This window comes from Pseudomonas sp. S06B 330 (assembly GCF_002845275.2).
GTDB lineage: Bacteria > Pseudomonadota > Gammaproteobacteria > Pseudomonadales > Pseudomonadaceae > Aquipseudomonas.
Genome location: NZ_CP088149.1, coordinates 968,214 through 983,964 on the forward strand (window position 1 = coordinate 968,214; position 15,751 = coordinate 983,964).

General features: G+C 58.2%; 16 protein-coding genes and 1 tRNA gene. 6 read left to right on the forward strand and 11 right to left on the reverse strand.

The annotated features are described in order from the left end of the window. Positions 1-34 precede the first annotated feature (34 nt). From CX511_RS04605 to CX511_RS04615, 3 genes are all read right to left on the reverse strand, one after another. Positions 35-1,330: an NAD(P)/FAD-dependent oxidoreductase gene (locus CX511_RS04605; RefSeq protein WP_045190401.1), complete on the reverse strand. Its 1,296-nt coding sequence runs from the start codon at positions 1,328-1,330 to the stop codon at positions 35-37. An 84-nt stretch (positions 1,331-1,414) separates the two neighbouring features. After that, a complete protein-coding gene (locus tag CX511_RS04610; protein ID WP_036989987.1) occupies positions 1,415-1,588 on the reverse strand; it encodes a DUF3094 family protein in 174 nt (57 codons plus the stop codon). A 168-nt stretch (positions 1,589-1,756) separates the two neighbouring features. Continuing rightward, positions 1,757-2,386 carry a DUF1780 domain-containing protein gene (locus CX511_RS04615; RefSeq protein ID WP_045190402.1) on the reverse strand — a complete coding sequence of 210 codons (630 nt, stop codon included), beginning with the start codon at positions 2,384-2,386 and terminating at the stop codon, positions 1,757-1,759. Between the two features lie 112 nt (positions 2,387-2,498). Here CX511_RS04615 and CX511_RS04620 point away from each other — a divergent pair, with 112 nt between their 5' ends. Further along, a complete protein-coding gene (locus CX511_RS04620; RefSeq protein ID WP_045190403.1) occupies positions 2,499-3,188 on the forward strand; it encodes an energy-coupling factor ABC transporter permease in 690 nt (229 codons plus the stop codon). Positions 3,189-3,191: 3 nt separating this feature from the next. On the opposite strand, the gene yacG is transcribed toward CX511_RS04620, so the two are convergent. Genes yacG through CX511_RS04640 form a run of 4 tightly spaced genes read right to left on the reverse strand, consistent with a single transcriptional unit; the run spans position 3,192 to position 6,098 of the window. Further along, positions 3,192-3,398 carry a DNA gyrase inhibitor YacG gene (gene yacG, locus CX511_RS04625; RefSeq protein ID WP_101291921.1) on the reverse strand — a complete coding sequence of 69 codons (207 nt, stop codon included), beginning with the start codon at positions 3,396-3,398 and terminating at the stop codon, positions 3,192-3,194. After that, entirely contained in the window at positions 3,395-4,018 is a 624-nt protein-coding gene (coaE, locus tag CX511_RS04630) for a dephospho-CoA kinase (protein ID WP_101291922.1), read from the reverse strand. The genes yacG and coaE overlap by 4 nt, the downstream gene beginning before the upstream one ends. Next, positions 4,018-4,887: a prepilin peptidase gene (locus CX511_RS04635; RefSeq protein WP_101291923.1), complete on the reverse strand. Its 870-nt coding sequence runs from the start codon at positions 4,885-4,887 to the stop codon at positions 4,018-4,020. The genes coaE and CX511_RS04635 overlap by 1 nt, the downstream gene beginning before the upstream one ends. 2 nt (positions 4,888-4,889) lie before the next feature. After that, positions 4,890-6,098: a type II secretion system F family protein gene (locus tag CX511_RS04640; RefSeq protein ID WP_101291924.1), complete on the reverse strand. Its 1,209-nt coding sequence runs from the start codon at positions 6,096-6,098 to the stop codon at positions 4,890-4,892. 220 nt (positions 6,099-6,318) lie between these two features. Here CX511_RS04640 and CX511_RS04645 point away from each other — a divergent pair, with 220 nt between their 5' ends. The 5 genes from CX511_RS04645 (at position 6,319) to CX511_RS04665 (ending at position 10,532) form a co-directional block, all read left to right on the forward strand. Continuing rightward, on the forward strand, positions 6,319-6,747 hold the full coding sequence (locus tag CX511_RS04645) for a pilin (protein ID WP_101291925.1): 429 nt from the start codon (positions 6,319-6,321) through the stop codon (positions 6,745-6,747). 63 nt (positions 6,748-6,810) lie between these two features. Next, a tRNA-Thr gene (locus CX511_RS04650) sits at positions 6,811-6,886 on the forward strand. Between the two features lie 164 nt (positions 6,887-7,050). After that, positions 7,051-8,379, forward strand: a complete 1,329-nt coding sequence (locus CX511_RS04655) for a tyrosine-type recombinase/integrase (RefSeq protein ID WP_101291926.1) — start codon at positions 7,051-7,053, stop codon at positions 8,377-8,379. Between the two features lie 900 nt (positions 8,380-9,279). Next, positions 9,280-10,260 (forward strand): integrase domain-containing protein, encoded by a 981-nt coding sequence (locus CX511_RS04660; RefSeq protein ID WP_101291927.1) that lies wholly within the window; start codon positions 9,280-9,282, stop codon positions 10,258-10,260. Beyond that, positions 10,257-10,532, forward strand: coding sequence for a hypothetical protein (locus CX511_RS04665; RefSeq protein ID WP_101291928.1), 276 nt, complete (start codon positions 10,257-10,259; stop codon positions 10,530-10,532). Before CX511_RS04660 ends, CX511_RS04665 begins: the two co-directional genes overlap by 4 nt. A gap of 958 nt (positions 10,533-11,490) precedes the next feature. Here CX511_RS04665 and CX511_RS04670 read toward each other — a convergent pair. The 4 genes from CX511_RS04670 to CX511_RS04685 all read right to left on the reverse strand — a co-directional run bounded on the left by CX511_RS04670 (position 11,491) and on the right by CX511_RS04685 (position 15,165). After that, the gene (locus CX511_RS04670; RefSeq protein WP_101291930.1) at positions 11,491-12,162 is read right to left on the reverse strand and encodes a uracil-DNA glycosylase; all 672 of its coding nucleotides are present in this window, start codon (positions 12,160-12,162) and stop codon (positions 11,491-11,493) included. 594 nt (positions 12,163-12,756) lie between these two features. Next, the gene (locus CX511_RS04675) at positions 12,757-13,368 is read right to left on the reverse strand and encodes an Nmad2 family putative nucleotide modification protein (protein WP_143527682.1); all 612 of its coding nucleotides are present in this window, start codon (positions 13,366-13,368) and stop codon (positions 12,757-12,759) included. Beyond that, entirely contained in the window at positions 13,365-13,814 is a 450-nt protein-coding gene (locus CX511_RS04680) for a hypothetical protein (RefSeq protein WP_101291933.1), read from the reverse strand. Before CX511_RS04680 ends, CX511_RS04675 begins: the two co-directional genes overlap by 4 nt. Positions 13,815-13,905: 91 nt before the next feature. Continuing rightward, positions 13,906-15,165, reverse strand: coding sequence for a nucleoside triphosphate pyrophosphohydrolase family protein (locus tag CX511_RS04685; protein ID WP_101291934.1), 1,260 nt, complete (start codon positions 15,163-15,165; stop codon positions 13,906-13,908). Positions 15,166-15,751: the final 586 nt, after the last annotated feature.

Below are 15,751 nucleotides of genomic sequence, written 5' to 3' on the forward strand. Positions count from 1 at the left end.
GCCTCGCGGCAGCGGCTACGAGGGGGCAGTCATTTTAATGGAGCTTCAAGCGCGGCTCTGTACCACGCCCAATCCGGCTCCCCAACATCAGCATCAACGTGCGGAAGGTGCCATACAGCGCCATCTGGTGCATGCGGTACAGCGACACGTAGAACATCCGCGCCAACCACCCCTCAAGCATCACGCTGCCGGTCAAATTGCCCATCAGGTTACCCACCGCCGAGAAACGCGACAGCGACACCAGTGAGCCATAGTCACGGTAGGCATAGGTCGGCAACGGCTTGCCTTCTAAGCGAGCCTTCAACGACTTGGCCAACATCGACGCTTGCTGGTGAGCCGCCTGGGCCCGCGGTGGCACGTTACGGTCGCTGCCCGGCTGCGGGCAGGCGGCGCAATCACCAAAGGCGAAGATATCGTCATCCAGGGTGGTTTGCAGGGTAGGGCGCACCACCAATTGGTTGATCCGGTTAGTCTCCAGCCCGTCGATGTCCTTGAGGAAACCCGGTGCACGAATACCCGCCGCCCAGACCTTGAGGCTCGCCGGAATCACATCCCCATTGCTGGTTTTAAGCTCAGTGGCCGTAACTTCGCTAACCGAAGCGTTGGTCATCACCGTGACCCCCAGTTTTTCCAGGGTTTGGTGCACAGGCACGCTGATCCGCTCAGGCAGCGCCGGCAGCACCCGCGGGCCCGCTTCGATCAGGGTAATGTGCATGTCCTTGGGCTGGATGCGATCCAGGCCATAGGCCGCCAGCTCGTGCGCCGCGTGATGCAACTCAGCGGCCAGCTCAACCCCGGTAGCACCGGCACCGACAATCGCCACGCTAATGGTTTCGTTGGCCTGGTCACCGGCATGGGCACGCAGGTAGTGGTTGAGCAGCTGCTGATGGAAGCGCTCAGCCTGCTTGCGGGTATCCAGGAACAGGCAGTTCTGCGCCGCGCCAAGGGTGCCGAAGTCATTGGTGTTGCTGCCAACCGCGATCACCAGCGTGTCATACGCCAGGGTACGTGCAGGCAGCAGCTCACGGCCCTCTTCGTCGAGGGTCGCGGCCAGCTGGATTTGCTTGCCCTCACGGTCCAGGCCACTCATGCGCCCGAGCTGGAACTGGAAGTGATTCCACTTGGCCTGGGCCACGTAGTTCAGTTCGTCTTCCGAGGAGTTCAGCGAGCCAGCGGCAACTTCGTGCAGCAATGGCTTCCAGATGTGCGTCAGGTTGGCGTCGACCAGGGTGATGCTGGCGCTGCCCTTCTTGCCCAGGGTTTTACCCAGGCGGGTCGCCAGTTCCAGGCCGCCGGCGCCGCCGCCGACAATCACGATACGGTGAGTCATGGAGATATCTCATAAGGTTTACGGAATTCGGGTCTCGAGTGGGCGGCCGCACAGGGCGGGCGGTTCGGGCGAGCGCAAGGCAGCTCATAGCACCAGGTTACTCAAGAGGCGGCTCAACAAGCCCAGGCCAATCGTCACCAGCACCACCATGCAAAGGAGCAGCCACGGCCGGAAAGGCTTGCGCTCGACTTGATGCTGGGGGGCTTGCAGGTATTGATCGACACGACGTTGGTCTTCGGGATTCAGGCGGCTGGTCATGAGGGCCTCGTCAGGTAGACGCTTGTGACTGAAAAGAAGCTACACGGTTCACTGTAGTAGTTTGCCCAGGGCTCAGCGCGCAGTCACAGCGCCGTCTTAATGACGAATGATTGCGCTTTGTATCACCGCCGCCGAATTTATGCCATTACGCGTTGGCAGGGGGCCAGCTCAAAGGCTGATGCCCACGTCGAAGACAATGCTGCGCCCCAGGTTGCCGCGCAGAAAATCCGGTGCGTCCGGGTGGGCAAACAGCACTCGGGCGAAGGTCGGCCCAACCAGTGACAGCGAGCGCCAGCCCTGGCGCAGGTATTCGGTGGGCGGTGGGAAGTGGCTGTTGAGGTCAAGCACTTCGCGCTTGAGGCTGGCGAAGGCGATGATGTCCAGTTCGCTCAGGTCGAGCCCGCGTTCCTGGTAGTTGTGGGATTTTTTGCGCAAGGTTGGCGCCAGGCGTTGCAGCAGCTCCTGGGCACTGATGCGCCGTGGCCGCGCCTCGCGGCGTACCAATTGGCTCAAGGAAAAGGCGCTGCGTCGGCGTTGCAACTCCTCGCGCCATTCATCATTGAGCCGACGGCCTTCGTCGAGAACGAAAAACACCTCGAAGGCCGCGTCACGAAACAGTACATCAGGCGGCTCCTGGCCAGCAGGGCTGAAGTCTTCGCTGCGGTAAGGAATGTTCAAGCCTTGCAGCAGGCGCTGGCAGACCCAACGCTCGCGTTCCCATTTACGGGCATTGGAAAGAAACGCATTGGCTTGTTCGGCCTGAATAGTGAGCAGGCGCAAGTAGTCTGAGTCGTCCATGGGGACAAGCTTAGCGTTCAATTGTGGCTTCATGAATAAAGTCGTTGGCGGCGCTGGTCACTGTCTGCAGGTGTAGACTGCCAGCACTTCCATCGTAGAAGGGCGCAGGTCCGTGATTGATGCTCAAGTGCTGTCTGACCACAGCCTGACCCTGGGCTGGGTCGGTTATGTCGTGCTGCTGGTGTGGGCGGTGGCGCGGACGCGCTGGGTTGAACTGTTCACCGACAGTCGCCGCCAGCACCTGCTGTTCGGCACGGTGTTCGCGTTGTTTGCCTTGTGGCTGGTCAGGCGCGACTTTGACAACGGCGTGTCTTACCACTTCATCGGTATGACGGCGGTGACCTTGCTGCTGGATTGGCCGCTGGCGATTGTTGGCGGTTTGCTGGCCCAGATCGGGCTCATATTGATGGGGCGCCAGGACCTCGCGGCCATGGGCGTCAACGGCCTGTTGTTCATCGGCCTGCCGGTGCTGGTCACCGAAGCCTGCGCCATTCTGGTCGAACGCGCGCAGCCGAAAAACCTCTTCGTTTACATCTTCTGTTCGGGATTTTTTGCCGCAGCCTTGGCGGCACTGCTGTGCCTGCTGATCGGACTGGGCCTGTTGTGGTACGACGGGCTGTTCGTCATGCCGGAGTGGATTGAAGACTTTATCGGCTACCTGTGGCTGATCATCTTCCCCGAAGCCTTCATCAACGGCATGGTGGTCAGCGCCCTGGTAGTGTTCTGCCCGGAGTGGCTGGAGACCTTCAACCGCACCCGCTATTTGCAGGCACCGTGGAAGGACGACGACTCCGGGCGCTGAGGATCAATGGTGGGCGCGTGGCTCGAGCTCGCCAGAGAACAGATCGTCTTCAGCATCCGGTGCTACCGGAATCTTGTGCTCTTCAGCGGCCCAGGCCCCCAGGTCGATCAACTTGCAGCGATCGGAACAGAACGGCCGAAACGCACTGGCTTCGGTCCATTCAACAGGGGCGCCACAGGTTGGGCATTCTACGGTCATGGGTTGGCTCATGCTTGGCCTCCTCGCAAAGTCAGGTAAAAGTGGTGCAGGCGGTCGACCTCCGAATGCAGCCAGCTCAGGTCGCGGTCATTGACCAGCACATCATGGGCATGGCGCAGGCGCTCTTCGCGGCTGGCCTGGGCCTTGAGAATGGCCTGGACCTGTTCCGGGCTGGTCTGGTCGCGCAGCAGCGTGCGCTGCACTTGCAGCTCGGTCGGGGCATCGATCACCAGCAGGCGTTGGGTGCGCTGAAACTGGCCGGATTCGACCATCAGCGGCGAAACGAACACCGCATACGGCGACTCCGCCTTGGCCAGGTAACTGAAAATCTCCTGACCGATCAGGGGGTGCAGCAGCCCCTCCAGCCAACGCCGTTGCTCCGGATCGGCAAAGATCAGCTCGCGTAGCGCCGCACGGTTCAGTTGCCCGTCCTCCTGCAGTACACCGGCGCCGAAGCGCTCAACGATACTGGCCAGGGCCGGACGCCCGGGTTCGACCACCCAGCGCGCGGCCTGATCGGCATCGACCAGGTGCACACCCAGTTCGACAAAGCGTTGCGCCGCAGCGCTTTTGCCACTGCCGATGCCGCCGGTGAGGCCGAGAATCCAGGGAGTGAAAGCAGCGGTGGTCATCACAATCCAGAGAATTTCAGGTAAGAAGTGGTTATTTGACCACCCCAGAGCAGAGCGATCCAGCCCGCGATGGCCAGATAAGGACCAAAGGGGATCGGCGTACTGGCCTTGAGGCCTTTAACCCGCAGCATAATCAGCCCGATCACCGCCCCCAGCACCGACGACAACAGCAGCGTCAGCGGCAGAACCTGCCAACCGCCCCAGGCGCCGATCAGCGCCAGCAACTTGAAGTCGCCGTAGCCCATGCCTTCCTTGCCGGTGATGAGCTTGAACAGCCAGAACATCGACCACAGGCTCAAATAGCCGACAACCGCGCCCCACAGCGCATCCTCAAGCGGCACCAGCAACCCGAAGGCATTGACGATAAGCCCCAGCCACAACAGCGGCAGCCCCAGCACATCGGGTAACAGCCGGTGCTCGATGTCGATCAGGCTCATGGCCAGCAGGCCCCAACTGAACAACAGCACGACGACCGTACTGCTGCTGGCCCCCAGTTGCCAGGCGACAAACACCGTCAGCGCTGCGCAGCCCAGTTCTACCAACGGATAGCGCACGCTGATGGCGCTGCGGCAACGGGAACAGCGCCCACGCAACAACAGGTAACTCACTACCGGGATGTTTTCCCAAGGGCGAATACGATGCCCGCACTGCGGGCACTGTGAAGCGGGCAGGCACAGGTTGTAACGCTCAGGCGTGGCTTCTTCGGGCAGGTCGAGCACCTCCCGCGCTTCCACCTGCCACTGGCGTTGCAGCATGATCGGCAAACGATGCACCAGCACGTTGAGAAAACTGCCGACGACCAGCCCCAGCAGCAGGGCAAAACCCAGGTACAGCAGCGGCTGGCTGGCCAGCGTATCCATCAGGTCCATGTTCAGATCACACTACCCAGCTGAAAGATTGGCAGGTACATGGCGATCACCAGGCTGCCCACCAGCAGCCCGAGAATCAACACAATCAAAGGTTCGAGCAGGCTGGCCAGGTTGTCCAGCAAGCGCTCGACGGCGCTTTCATAATGGCTGGCGACTCTGGCGAGCATAGCGTCCAGCGTCCCGCCTGTCTCACCGATGGCGCACATCTGTTGCATCAGCCGCGGAAACAGACCGCTGCTGGCGATCGCCAAGCTCAAGGACTGGCCACTGGCGAGGTCCTTGCGCAGGCGTAGCACCGCTTGCTCATACAACGGATTGCCACAGGCACCGGCCACCGGCCCCAGCGCCTCCACCAGCGGCACTCCGGCTGCAAACGACGTCGACAAGGTGCGGGCGAAGCGGGCGAGGGCGGCATTGCTCAGCAAGTCGCCAACAATCGGCAGCTTCAAGGCCAGGCCCAAACAGCGCAGCCGAAAAGCCGCCTGACGTCGATAGGCCTGGCGCAGGCTCCAGCCAACGCCGAGCAGGCACAGCAACAACCAACCGAAGTACTGCCTCAACCAATCGGACAAACCAATCACCCGCCGCGTAAAGGCCGGCAACTCAGCGCCAAAACCACTGAACATCGCCTGAAACTGCGGCACCACCTCGAGCAGCAACAAACTGGAAACGCCCAAACCGGTCAGCAGCACAATCAGTGGATACGTCATGGCCTTCTTCAACCGAGCACGCATGGCTTGGCGCTGCTCCTGCAGATTGGCGACCTGCTCCAGCACCGTTTCCAGACTGCCCGACTGTTCACCGGCCGCAATCAGGTTGCAGTACAGCGCATCGAAATAGCGCGGCTGCCTGCGCAAGGCATCGGCCAGAGTGCAGCCTGCGCCGATATCAGTTTTCAGCGCGCCAAGCAGGGTGGTCAGCGCCGAATTGCTGCTGCTCTGGGCAATCACCTCAAGCGCCTGCACCAGCGCCACGCCCGAGCAGATCAAACTCGCCAGTTGGCGGCTGAACTGGCTCAGCTCGCGAGTGCCCAGCGTACTCTGTCGGCGCCAGAGCCCCGCGTGTGCCCGCTCGATCCTGCCAGGGCGAATACCGCGCTTGCGTAACTCAGCGCGCAGCAGGGCAGGGCTGCGCCCGCGGCTTTCGCCACACACCAGCGCCCCTTGTGCAGAGGTCCCTTGCCAGCGGTAGCAATAGGTTTTTTCGGTCATCGCGACATCCTTGTGGCGTGGCCCGCACAAACCCCGAAACAGCTTCGTGGCTGGTGCAGCGAGCAGAGGTGCCCGCCGCTCACTAGAGTAGTCGAGCGAGCATGGCCGAATCACAGGCGCAGGGTGACAAAAGGTGTCTATTCGGGCCTACTGGCGCGCCTGTTCGCAGCCACACCAGGTGCGCTGCCGACACGAACCGATTTTGCGAGGGAGAACGTCCATGAAAGGGCAACGCGGCATTACCTTGATTGAACTGATGATCGTGGTTGCGATCATTGGCATCCTGGCGACCATCGCCTTACCCCTGTACACCAACCACCAGGTGCGAACCAAAGCGACCGCCGCGCTGGTTGAAATATCCGCGCTGAAAACCCCGTTCGACCTGCGCCTGAACGAAGGCAAAGACGTCACCGACGTCGCCGCCCTGGGAGGCCAGGCCAGCACCAGCAACTGCGCCATCACCGCCACCGGCACAGCGGCTACTGGCGTTGGCAGCATCGTCTGCACCCTGGCCGACGCCCCGGCCATCGCTCAGGGCAAAACCCTCACCCTGACCCGTTCGACCACGGGGTGGGCATGCACCAGCGACCTCAGCGAAGACCTCGCCCCAGCCGGTTGCAAGGCCGCCGAAAGTGCTGCTGCGCAGTGAGCAATAGCTGTTATTAAACAGTGAATTGCGTAAGCGATCCGGCAGTGGTAGCGTTGACGCCACGCCGGTGTAGCTCAGTCGGTAGAGCAGCGCACTCGTAACGCGAAGGTCGCAGGTTCGATTCCTGTCTCCGGCACCACATCCAGCTCCACTGCATTCCGCTGAATGCTTTGGAAGCCCTCTAAACCGGCCTTCTGGCCGGTTTTTTGTTTCCACGACCCTTCGTCGGGAACCAACAAAATCCCCAATAACCGGGGGTATTTTTGGGGTACAGCGTCTTTCCTGAATGGAGAACGTACCCCTATGCCACGCCTAGCCATTCCGCTCAGCGACCTCAAATGCCGCACGGCCAAACCGCGTGATCGCGCCTACAAACTGTTCGACGGCGGGGGTATGTACCTGTACGTCACGCCCTGTGGCTCGAAGACTTGGCGGCTGCGGTATTTCAAACCCAGTGGCAAGGAAGGCACGCTGATCATCGGCAAGTACCCCATCGTTTCGTTGGCCGTCGCGAGGACCAAGCGTGATGAGGCCAAGGCTTTGTTGCTCGACAACCTTGATCCGATGGAAGAAAAGCAGAAGGCCAAGATCGCTGCCCAGCGTGCGAGTCTTCTGTTTGAAACCGTCGCTTTGGAGTGGCACGTCGAAATGTCCCGGCGCTGGACTGAGGGCCATGCCAAGACGGTGCTGAGCAGGTTGCGCACCCATGTGTTTCCACTGATTGGTCAGCGGCCTATCGCTGAGCTCGACACCCATGATCTGCTTGAGGTCACCCAGCGAGTCAAAGATCGCGGCACGATGGATGTTGCGCTGCGTGTGCAGAACTACCTATCTACGATCATGCGGGGCGCTAAGCGAGCGCGACAGATCACTCAAAATCCGGCGCTCGATCTGGCTGGCTCGATTCAGGCGCCGCGTACCGTGCACCGTCCTGCGCTCTCGCTGAACCGCCTTCCTGAATTGTTGAGCCGAATCGACAACTACACCGGTCGCGAGCTGACCCGGCTCGCAGTGCTGCTGACGCTGCATGTATTCGTGCGCTCCAGCGAACTGCGCTTCGCGCGGTGGGATGAATTCGACCTGCAACGGGCGATGTGGGAGATCCCCGATACCCGTAAGCCGATTGAAGGTGTCCGCTATTCCACACGCGGGACCAAGATGAGTGGGGACATTCAGATAGTGCCGCTGTCGCCTCAAGTCATCGAAATCCTTGAACGGCTACGCAGCTTGAATCGGTTCTCTGAACTGGTGTTGCCCGGTGATCACAGGTACTGGAAACCCTTGTCGGAGAATACGGTTAACCAGGTGCTGCGCAATATGGGGTACGACACCACCAAGGACATCTGCGGGCATGGTTTCAGGACCATGGCTTGTAGTGCCTTGCTCGAATCAGGGCTGTGGACGGACGCGGCGATTGAGCGGCAGATGAGTCATCAGGAACGTAACCGCGTGCGCGCTGCGTACATCCATAAGGCCCAATTTTTGGAGCAGCGTCGGTTGATCATGGCTTGGTGGAGTAATTACATCGATGCCAACAGGTCGGGCCATGTCACTCCGCATGAGTTTGCCCATCCGGTAGGCGATAATGTCACAGCCTTGCCAAATGGCCATGGCGCATTCAATCGTGGGTGAGCCTGCAAGATCGGCGCTGGCTGCTCTTTCACGCGGGTCCATCCAAGCAGGGCTGCAAAGCCGCCCTGTTTGGATGGACCTCACTTTGAAGAGCTAAAAGCCACGATGTTGTCCAGGATTTACCACGGAATTCCACCGGTGGATAACCGCATTTCACGTCCTCAATAGCGCCGAATTTCGATCCTTGACCGGGTTTATCCACAGGCGTAGAACTGGCCGTGCAAGCGCTGTCGATGACAGCACCCCAGGTGACCCGAACCTTAAAGGTCACGCCGCTCTCGCGGTGGTTCTCCCCCCCAAATGGCGATTCGCGTCCGGCAGCTCGCCCGGTCACCTCCCCGGTGATGGATGCCTACTTCAGATCATGGTCCTCGTGCGCCAGGCAATACCTCCTACTTCGCTGCCCTGCAGCAACCTATCCGCTTGGCCGAATCTTGCGCCAACCTGCGCCCGTCTCTTTCACTGGAAAGAGACGGGCTCTCCTGACACTGCTGCAGCCCTCATCGCTCCTGGCTTTGCGGCTACTCCACTCGTGACAATCGGCGTGACAAACGCCGATGTCACCAGCAACAGCGCTGTAGATGATGGTGCCGCAGGCCAAGGAGGGACTGCACCTGACTGACAGTCAGGCATGCCCCGGTCATCGCATTGCTGCTTGCACCTGGCTCAGGATCTCGCGCAATGGTCTCGTCAGCCAATGCAGCCTCCACCCGCCCACCGGTAACGGTGCTCAGGAGGCCGGATCATGAGATGCCCTTGCTCCCGGACGTAAGGAGCCGCCAGTCCCGCGTTAGAGGACATCCCCACAGGTCGCAGGGGCCTTGATCCCTGATAACACTCAGCATTCTTGGCGGGATGACGTGGGGCGAGGGTCGGAGAACGGCAGATGAGGTGACCGATATGGCATTGATGGGTAGACGCGATGGTCGTAATTTCGACTACGGCAGGCAATTAAGCTACGCAGGGCCGCAGGCACTGAAAGACATGTTCGGCGGTGGCCACTACGGTACGGTCAAGGCGCACAGTGGTCGATGGCAGGCATTCGTGAAGTGGTGCCGCTCCGAAAAAGGGCCAGGTATCAATGATGCGCGGCGGATTGATCGGAAAGTGTTGGCCGACTACGCGGCATATCTGCGCGACGTGGTTGGGCGCGGTGACCTCGCCGTCAGCACCGCACAAAATCGGCTATCCAGCGTTAACAGGACCATGGCGGCGCTTCGCGGTGATCAGCATGTGAAACTTCCAAGTCCGAGTAAGGCGTTGGGTATGCAGCGGAGCGGAGTTCGCAACTCGGTGCCGCAAGGCCAAGACCGCGAACAGGTTAAACAGATCGTCGATGCGCTTTGCCGCCATCATCAGCTAAGGGCTGCCGCGATCATTCTGTTGGCGCGAACCACCGGTATGCGCTTGCGTGAGGCCATCTTGGCTGATCTGCCACGGCTGAGCCGTGAGGCTGAAGACCTAGGCAGGATCAACATTCAGGACGGCACCAAAGGTGGCCGCGCTGGAGCGTCGGCGCCACGTTGGATTGCGGTGGACGACCATATGCGAGGTGCACTTGAGTTTGCACTGCAAGTGTCGCCTGGGGGTAGCCGCAACCTGATTGCGCCACACGAAAGCTACCTGAATCTTCTGCGAGAAATCATTCGCCCTGCGCGGGAAATCCTGCATTCACACGATCTCAAAGGCTTCCATGAGCTACGGTCGGCGTACGCCTGTGAGCGCTATGAGCAAATCACACAGCACCACGCACCTATCAATGGCGGCCACTGTCACCAGTTAGAAAGGAACCTTGATCGTGAAGCCCGGAGGCAAATCAGCTACGAGCTGGGGCACGCTCGGATCGATGTGGTCGCTGCCTACATTGGAGGATGCACATGAGTAAACCATTCGATATGGAGTTGTTCTTGGCCGGCGTGCTGACCGGATCGCACGCAACGCGGTTACGCCATTTGCGGCAGGCGAGAATCATCCAAGCTGAAATCTCGGAATGCTGGCAGCGACAGACGCCTTGGGCTTGGCAGAAAAAGCATGTGGCTTGGTTTCTTGAGCATCGCCTAAATCGACGCAGCGATGCGACGCGGTACTACTATTTGCTGACCGTGCGGCTGCTCGCTTGTCGTTTACAGAAAACGTGGGTGTTCAACCTCTGAGCGAGGGTCTGATTTCGATGGGTACGACTGACAGCAATCCACACCCCATTGCTGCCATTCGCGAATGGTCAGCTTGCGACCATAACGAAAAAAAACCGCCAGAAGGCGGGTTTTTCGGGGGTTCCAGAGATTTTGAAAGCCTTCAATGGAACCTGAACTGGTGCGGAGACAGACGGACGGTTGTTGGCCGGGAGGGCCCGGTTTTCGTGGGGCTGGAATTTGGTGGATTTTTTGATGTACCTCATAGGGTATCTATAAACAAATCAGCTAGTTATGGCTTTCCGTGGAATCGAACTGGAAATTTTTGGGCTCCAATGAGAGCTACGACCACCCACTTTAATGCTAGGTAGGGAGCGGCATAAAAGCCCCATTGCTGCCCTTTGCGTTACGCAGCCGCGGCCGGCGAATAAGCCCTTGGACGCGCAATAAATCTCCGGCCGCGTCCAGCGCCAACCGGCCAAACCCGATCCATCTTCGCATATGCTGGGAGCCAACATTGCTGGCGATGTAAGGCAAAGCCTTGCCAGAACCTAACCGGTCGCCTCCAAATGCACCGCAAAAACCCGCCCGCCTGAGAACCCTCAACGCATCCTCGAAAACCTGATCCCACCTTCCACAAGGCTCCTCCGCAATCGGGAACCAGAAAAACCTGAACACGACGGATTCGCTTTGAATGCTGTTGTGGAAACCGTAGACCGACCGCGGCAATCCGATGACTAAGTCCAGACCGACTCCTCCCGGTTTGTATCTGACTGATGACAAGCTAGAACTGAGGGAGGTGCATCAATTGCATTGGTGAGGGCAGGAGGCTTAGTCAAGCATGCGCGGACTGATAATTTTGCACGAGTTCGTCAACGACAAGGCCGACCGGGAGTGAGGCGCCTGACCTGTATTTCCATCCATGCATTATTGAGGCAACGAACGCGCCGCTTACCTGATGCTCGCAGCGTTTTCCTGATCAGAACAGCGAGCCTTGGCGTTTCGAGCTGAATGTCTCCACGGGAATTTTGTACAAGGCGCTCATCCCGTTGCGGAAATCTTTGATGCCGCCGTAACTCGGATGGCGGATTGGAACGACTTCAACATCGAAGCGGCTTGCGTAGTTATAAGCATCTCCGCCAATGGCTACAACCCGGCGTACTCCCAACCATTTGATCAGCGTCTCGTTGAGTTGGTCGACCTTTTGTAGTTCATGTGCAGTGAATTTCCGGTTGGTGAATGGATTGCCAGGCTCATGGGGATGAAACGGGAATACGTTCCACAGCAGCGGCGGGAGGGTAAGTGCTCTGAGCACGGACCAGATCTCGGACGCAGTACGCTCGACCACCGCAGGGCCAACCGTTGCCTGCTTGAAAGTTGAACCGGGATAGCGCTCCATCATTTCGGGTAGGTGGAACTCATCGGTCAGTGCTAACCCGGTCCTACGCCCTCCTCGGTACCCGAGGTCTCGTCCCATCCAGATAGTGTCAACACCGATATCGGTCGCAGCTTTGAGGTAGCCACGAAGATTACGCCGGCGCGCGGCGACAGCATCGCTGCGATCATGGACAGGGCATTTGTCAGCGTAAGGATTGAACACGTTGTCTAGCTTCAGCTCTGACAGTGCATTCACAAAGGCGTTAGGGGTCATGGCTGCTCTTTAGTTTTAAGGGTTCAAGTTGCACTGTGGCTATGCGCCCGTTGACATGTACGGTACCGAACCAGTGTCTCTTCAACCTGCGAGAGTCCTGAAGTCAGGTTCGAGGGAGACTTTTCCCACTGACTGCTAGTACGTATCGGCCTAGGATCCTTCGACCATGCTCATGATCTGTTTTAGCACACTGCAATCCAGCGCGCCTGGCTAGGCGCCGGTACAACATTTTCGGCTCCAAAAATTGTTGATGATCCATACCGCGATGCCTTCCCTGACGATCAGCTCCGCCATCGTCCTCTTATTGCCGGACACACCGGATCTACGACCAACCGAGGAAGGCAACGTAGACCACAAGGAAGGCCTCGTGGAAGCGGTAGTCATCGATTGCGCTGGCTGGTCACTGAGGAGCATGACCCTTAGGTTGTACAAACCGTAGCCGTTTGACTGGAATGCATGGCCAACCGGGCGGGAATTGTTCATGATCACCGCACCTGAGATCAAACGCTTAGTGATAGACGGCTCCGACATCTGGTGAGCGGCTGAAAAATCCACCCCCCATTAACTGAGGGGGGGTTGTCATTCATCATTAGATCAGCGCCAGGAAGCCGGCCTGCCGAGATAGCCTCGCTTAGGAAATCCTTTTAGCCAGGCATCCACCTGAGCTCTGAACTCAGGAGAGAAATTGCACTGATAATTTCGCCCCGCCGGATAGAGGTCTTCGCCTGCGTGATTACGCAAATGTTCCGGGATTTGTAGTGCATTTGCCCCCCAGTAGACGAATTCGTCTCCAATCAAAACGTTGTCCGAGCTGGTGTCGCGTAGGAGGTTCGCATGGTTTAACTGGCCACCTTCAAAGCTGTGATGCGAGTCTTCCTGCAACCAGGACTCACCGTCGCGATGATAGATGTTGTCGCCAAAAGCCATGCTTTGGCTGGAATATAGATTTGGCCGCTTGATGCGGAAGGATTCATCCTCCCAGTACTCTTGGAAAGAAAGCTTCCGCGTGACACGCATTGCGAAGATGGCCCTTCCTTCCAGGTGCAGTGCGGTGCTGCCACAGCCGACAATGATGTCACCAACCTGGGCTGATTTTCTGATCTGTGGTTTGCATGTGCCCAGCGTGCAGATGCCGTGGAAGGGATTCGGTGCAAAGCCGTAATCCCTCACAAGCTTGTACGAGAACACTCTTGGTACATCGCTCATTGGCACTTGACCCGGTTAATCTTGCGCTCAGTGCTCGGATTGCCCTCCGCTCGTTCCCAAACCTGAGTCCCCTGGATAACGTCGCTCAGGCGTGTGCTGGCTATGGTTAAAACGGAGCTGGCATGGTCGTCAAATACTTGGGGCAACGACGCAACATTTTCGGCGATGGCCACAATGGTTTTGCCACAAGTCACTGCATGCCCTGCTGCCCCTTCAAGGCACTCGTAACCCTCCTCGGGAATCAGGAAAATACTGATCACTGCATTGTCAATACAGCTTTGAACCTCCTCCGACACGGGTTGCGCTGCTTGTGCGGCTTCGACTTCTTCCTGCTCGGCCGCGGCCATACAGACATTGAAACCATGCGCGTTCAATTGTTGACAGACTGCCTGGGCTTTCGGCTCAAGCCCTGTGGTAAAGACGATACATGCATTACCGCTATTCATGATCTGAGCTCCTCACTGATTTATGGCTGATGAAAGAGTTTTAGGGAATTAAGCACTCGGTGTCGTTCGAGACTGAGGGTCTTGCCAAATGCTATTCATCGTCGTCACTGCCTTCGCGAAAACTGATCGTGTGATTCTCGAAGTCAGCGATGACATAGCCTTTTCGTTTACCGACGAGCTGCCGGAAGATGCTGAAGCCGTCCAGAATTGCTTTTTCCCATTGCCACAAAGCACACCAGTCGACTTCATAGCCTTTGACGAAATCTTGAATGGACTTCAGCAGGTCATAGTCAACGCGATCGATGCCTTCGAACAGGCTGCAGCCTAGTCCGCGACCGAAGATAAATGTGGCCACGCCTTCTTCAATGAGAATTGCCCGAGCGCCGTCCTGATTTTCGTCAAGTTCGGGATCGCATTTGCGCTTCAGGTGTAGCAGCGCCCTAAGTACGGGAGACCACCCGAGGTGAACCGCGAAAGCCAAGTGGAAGACATCGTGGAAGCGGTAGTCATCGCGCTCCATTTTATTATCAGTCAGCCGGTCACCAATGATGATCTTGTTGCATTTCTGAATGACGTACTGCTTCTCTCCGGCGGTTTCTTCGGCGATGAAGAATTCCAGCCTTGAGGGGAATCGTTCGTTTTTGGGCATATCAACGTCGAAGCGCCGTGGGTAAGTAATCTGCGCAGGCCATCGGCTGAAGGTTTTCTTGACGTTTTCGAGCGCCGCCTCGCCTATGTCCACATTGGCTGAGTCTGCTGCGGCGACTAAGGCCCGGAAGATTTCCACCATATGAGCAGAAAGGTGGTCGCCATTGCGAGTTAATGAGCCAGCCTTGAAGTCGTTAAGCAGATCACCGACGCAGCCGGCCAAGGCGAGCACTTGAATACTGAACGTCTCTTCCGGAATGGGATGGCCTGCACGATTCTGCAACTCTGCGAACCCGAGGCTAGGGTCTGCCGGCTTCACTTTGTACCAATCAGTGAGGCCAAGAAAAGCCTTTTGAGCGATGGTCGAAAGGTCAAGCTGAGCGCGCGTTGCGAGCGTCGAAAAATACCACAGCGTGTCTCCCAGCTCCTCCATGATCGTCGCGTTGTAACGCTTGAATGCAGATTGATCGCGTTGTCGCTTTTTGAAGGCACTCAGCAGGCTACCAACCTCGCCGAACAGGCCTAGTACAGTCAGTTCCAGCCCTTTGTCAGGCAAGGTATCAGTCGTTTTCGCGATGTCCTGATAGGTGCTGATGCTCATCCAGCCATCATCACGAATCTCGGATGGCAGGATGACAAACTGTTCGGTTTTCCGGGATGGATCGAAACGATCTATCGACTGGGGTGAAACGTGGGCGTCCATGCAGCCTCCAGAGGATTCGATATCTCACATTCGACCGTCAGCGGTGCGAGGTCGATATGCCATCATCATGATGGATCCAATATGTGCAATACAAGGCCAGAATCGGGGAATCAGACAGAGCGTGTTACTTCTGACACATTCAGTAGCAAAGACGTTTTTACGCGTCTTAATTGACACAAATGACATCTGCGGTCATCCGCTGATGTCGGATGGAGCCCCCTCCCAGCGGGCGGTGAATTATGACTGGCGATGCATCTGGATCTGGAAACGGTTACCGAGGGATCCGTGGCCTGAAGCACGACGGTGCCTTGAGAAATGGACTCCAGACCGTATTCGTCGGACATGCCGCTAGGATACGCGTCGCTCAGTGCCGGAGCGGGCTTGCCCGACAACTTTTCGACCAGCGCCGGGCTGAGAGCTACCCCTTCAACTTCGAAGGACTTGGGCGAAGAGTGCATATCCTGCAGGCTAATCGACATCAGAATCGAACTGGGAGAATTTTGGCTCCAGTGAGGGCTACGATCACCCGCTTCAAATCCTAGATGGGGAACAACAGAAAACGTCCCAGAGCGGCCCTTCGTGTAAG

What these genes read in the sequence shown, in the direction of transcription:
- CX511_RS04660 (WP_101291927.1), top strand. Translation starts at nt 9,280, where the DNA reads ATGGCATTGATGGGTAGACGCGATGGTCGTAATTTCGACTACGGCAGG.
- coaE (WP_101291922.1), bottom strand. Translation starts at nt 4,018, where the DNA reads ATGACCACCGCTGCTTTCACTCCCTGGATTCTCGGCCTCACCGGCGGC.
- CX511_RS04640 (WP_101291924.1), bottom strand. Translation starts at nt 6,098, where the DNA reads ATGACCGAAAAAACCTATTGCTACCGCTGGCAAGGGACCTCTGCACAA.
- CX511_RS04610 (WP_036989987.1), bottom strand. Translation starts at nt 1,588, where the DNA reads ATGACCAGCCGCCTGAATCCCGAAGACCAACGTCGTGTCGATCAATAC.
- CX511_RS04665 (WP_101291928.1), top strand. Translation starts at nt 10,257, where the DNA reads ATGAGTAAACCATTCGATATGGAGTTGTTCTTGGCCGGCGTGCTGACC.
- CX511_RS04645 (WP_101291925.1), top strand. Translation starts at nt 6,319, where the DNA reads ATGAAAGGGCAACGCGGCATTACCTTGATTGAACTGATGATCGTGGTT.
- CX511_RS04670 (WP_101291930.1), bottom strand. Translation starts at nt 12,162, where the DNA reads ATGACCCCTAACGCCTTTGTGAATGCACTGTCAGAGCTGAAGCTAGAC.
- yacG (WP_101291921.1), bottom strand. Translation starts at nt 3,398, where the DNA reads ATGAGCCAACCCATGACCGTAGAATGCCCAACCTGTGGCGCCCCTGTT.
- CX511_RS04685 (WP_101291934.1), bottom strand. Translation starts at nt 15,165, where the DNA reads ATGGACGCCCACGTTTCACCCCAGTCGATAGATCGTTTCGATCCATCC.
- CX511_RS04605 (WP_045190401.1), bottom strand. Translation starts at nt 1,330, where the DNA reads ATGACTCACCGTATCGTGATTGTCGGCGGCGGCGCCGGCGGCCTGGAA.
- CX511_RS04635 (WP_101291923.1), bottom strand. Translation starts at nt 4,887, where the DNA reads ATGGACCTGATGGATACGCTGGCCAGCCAGCCGCTGCTGTACCTGGGT.
- CX511_RS04615 (WP_045190402.1), bottom strand. Translation starts at nt 2,386, where the DNA reads ATGGACGACTCAGACTACTTGCGCCTGCTCACTATTCAGGCCGAACAA.
- CX511_RS04655 (WP_101291926.1), top strand. Translation starts at nt 7,051, where the DNA reads ATGCCACGCCTAGCCATTCCGCTCAGCGACCTCAAATGCCGCACGGCC.
- CX511_RS04680 (WP_101291933.1), bottom strand. Translation starts at nt 13,814, where the DNA reads ATGAATAGCGGTAATGCATGTATCGTCTTTACCACAGGGCTTGAGCCG.
- CX511_RS04675 (WP_143527682.1), bottom strand. Translation starts at nt 13,368, where the DNA reads ATGAGCGATGTACCAAGAGTGTTCTCGTACAAGCTTGTGAGGGATTAC.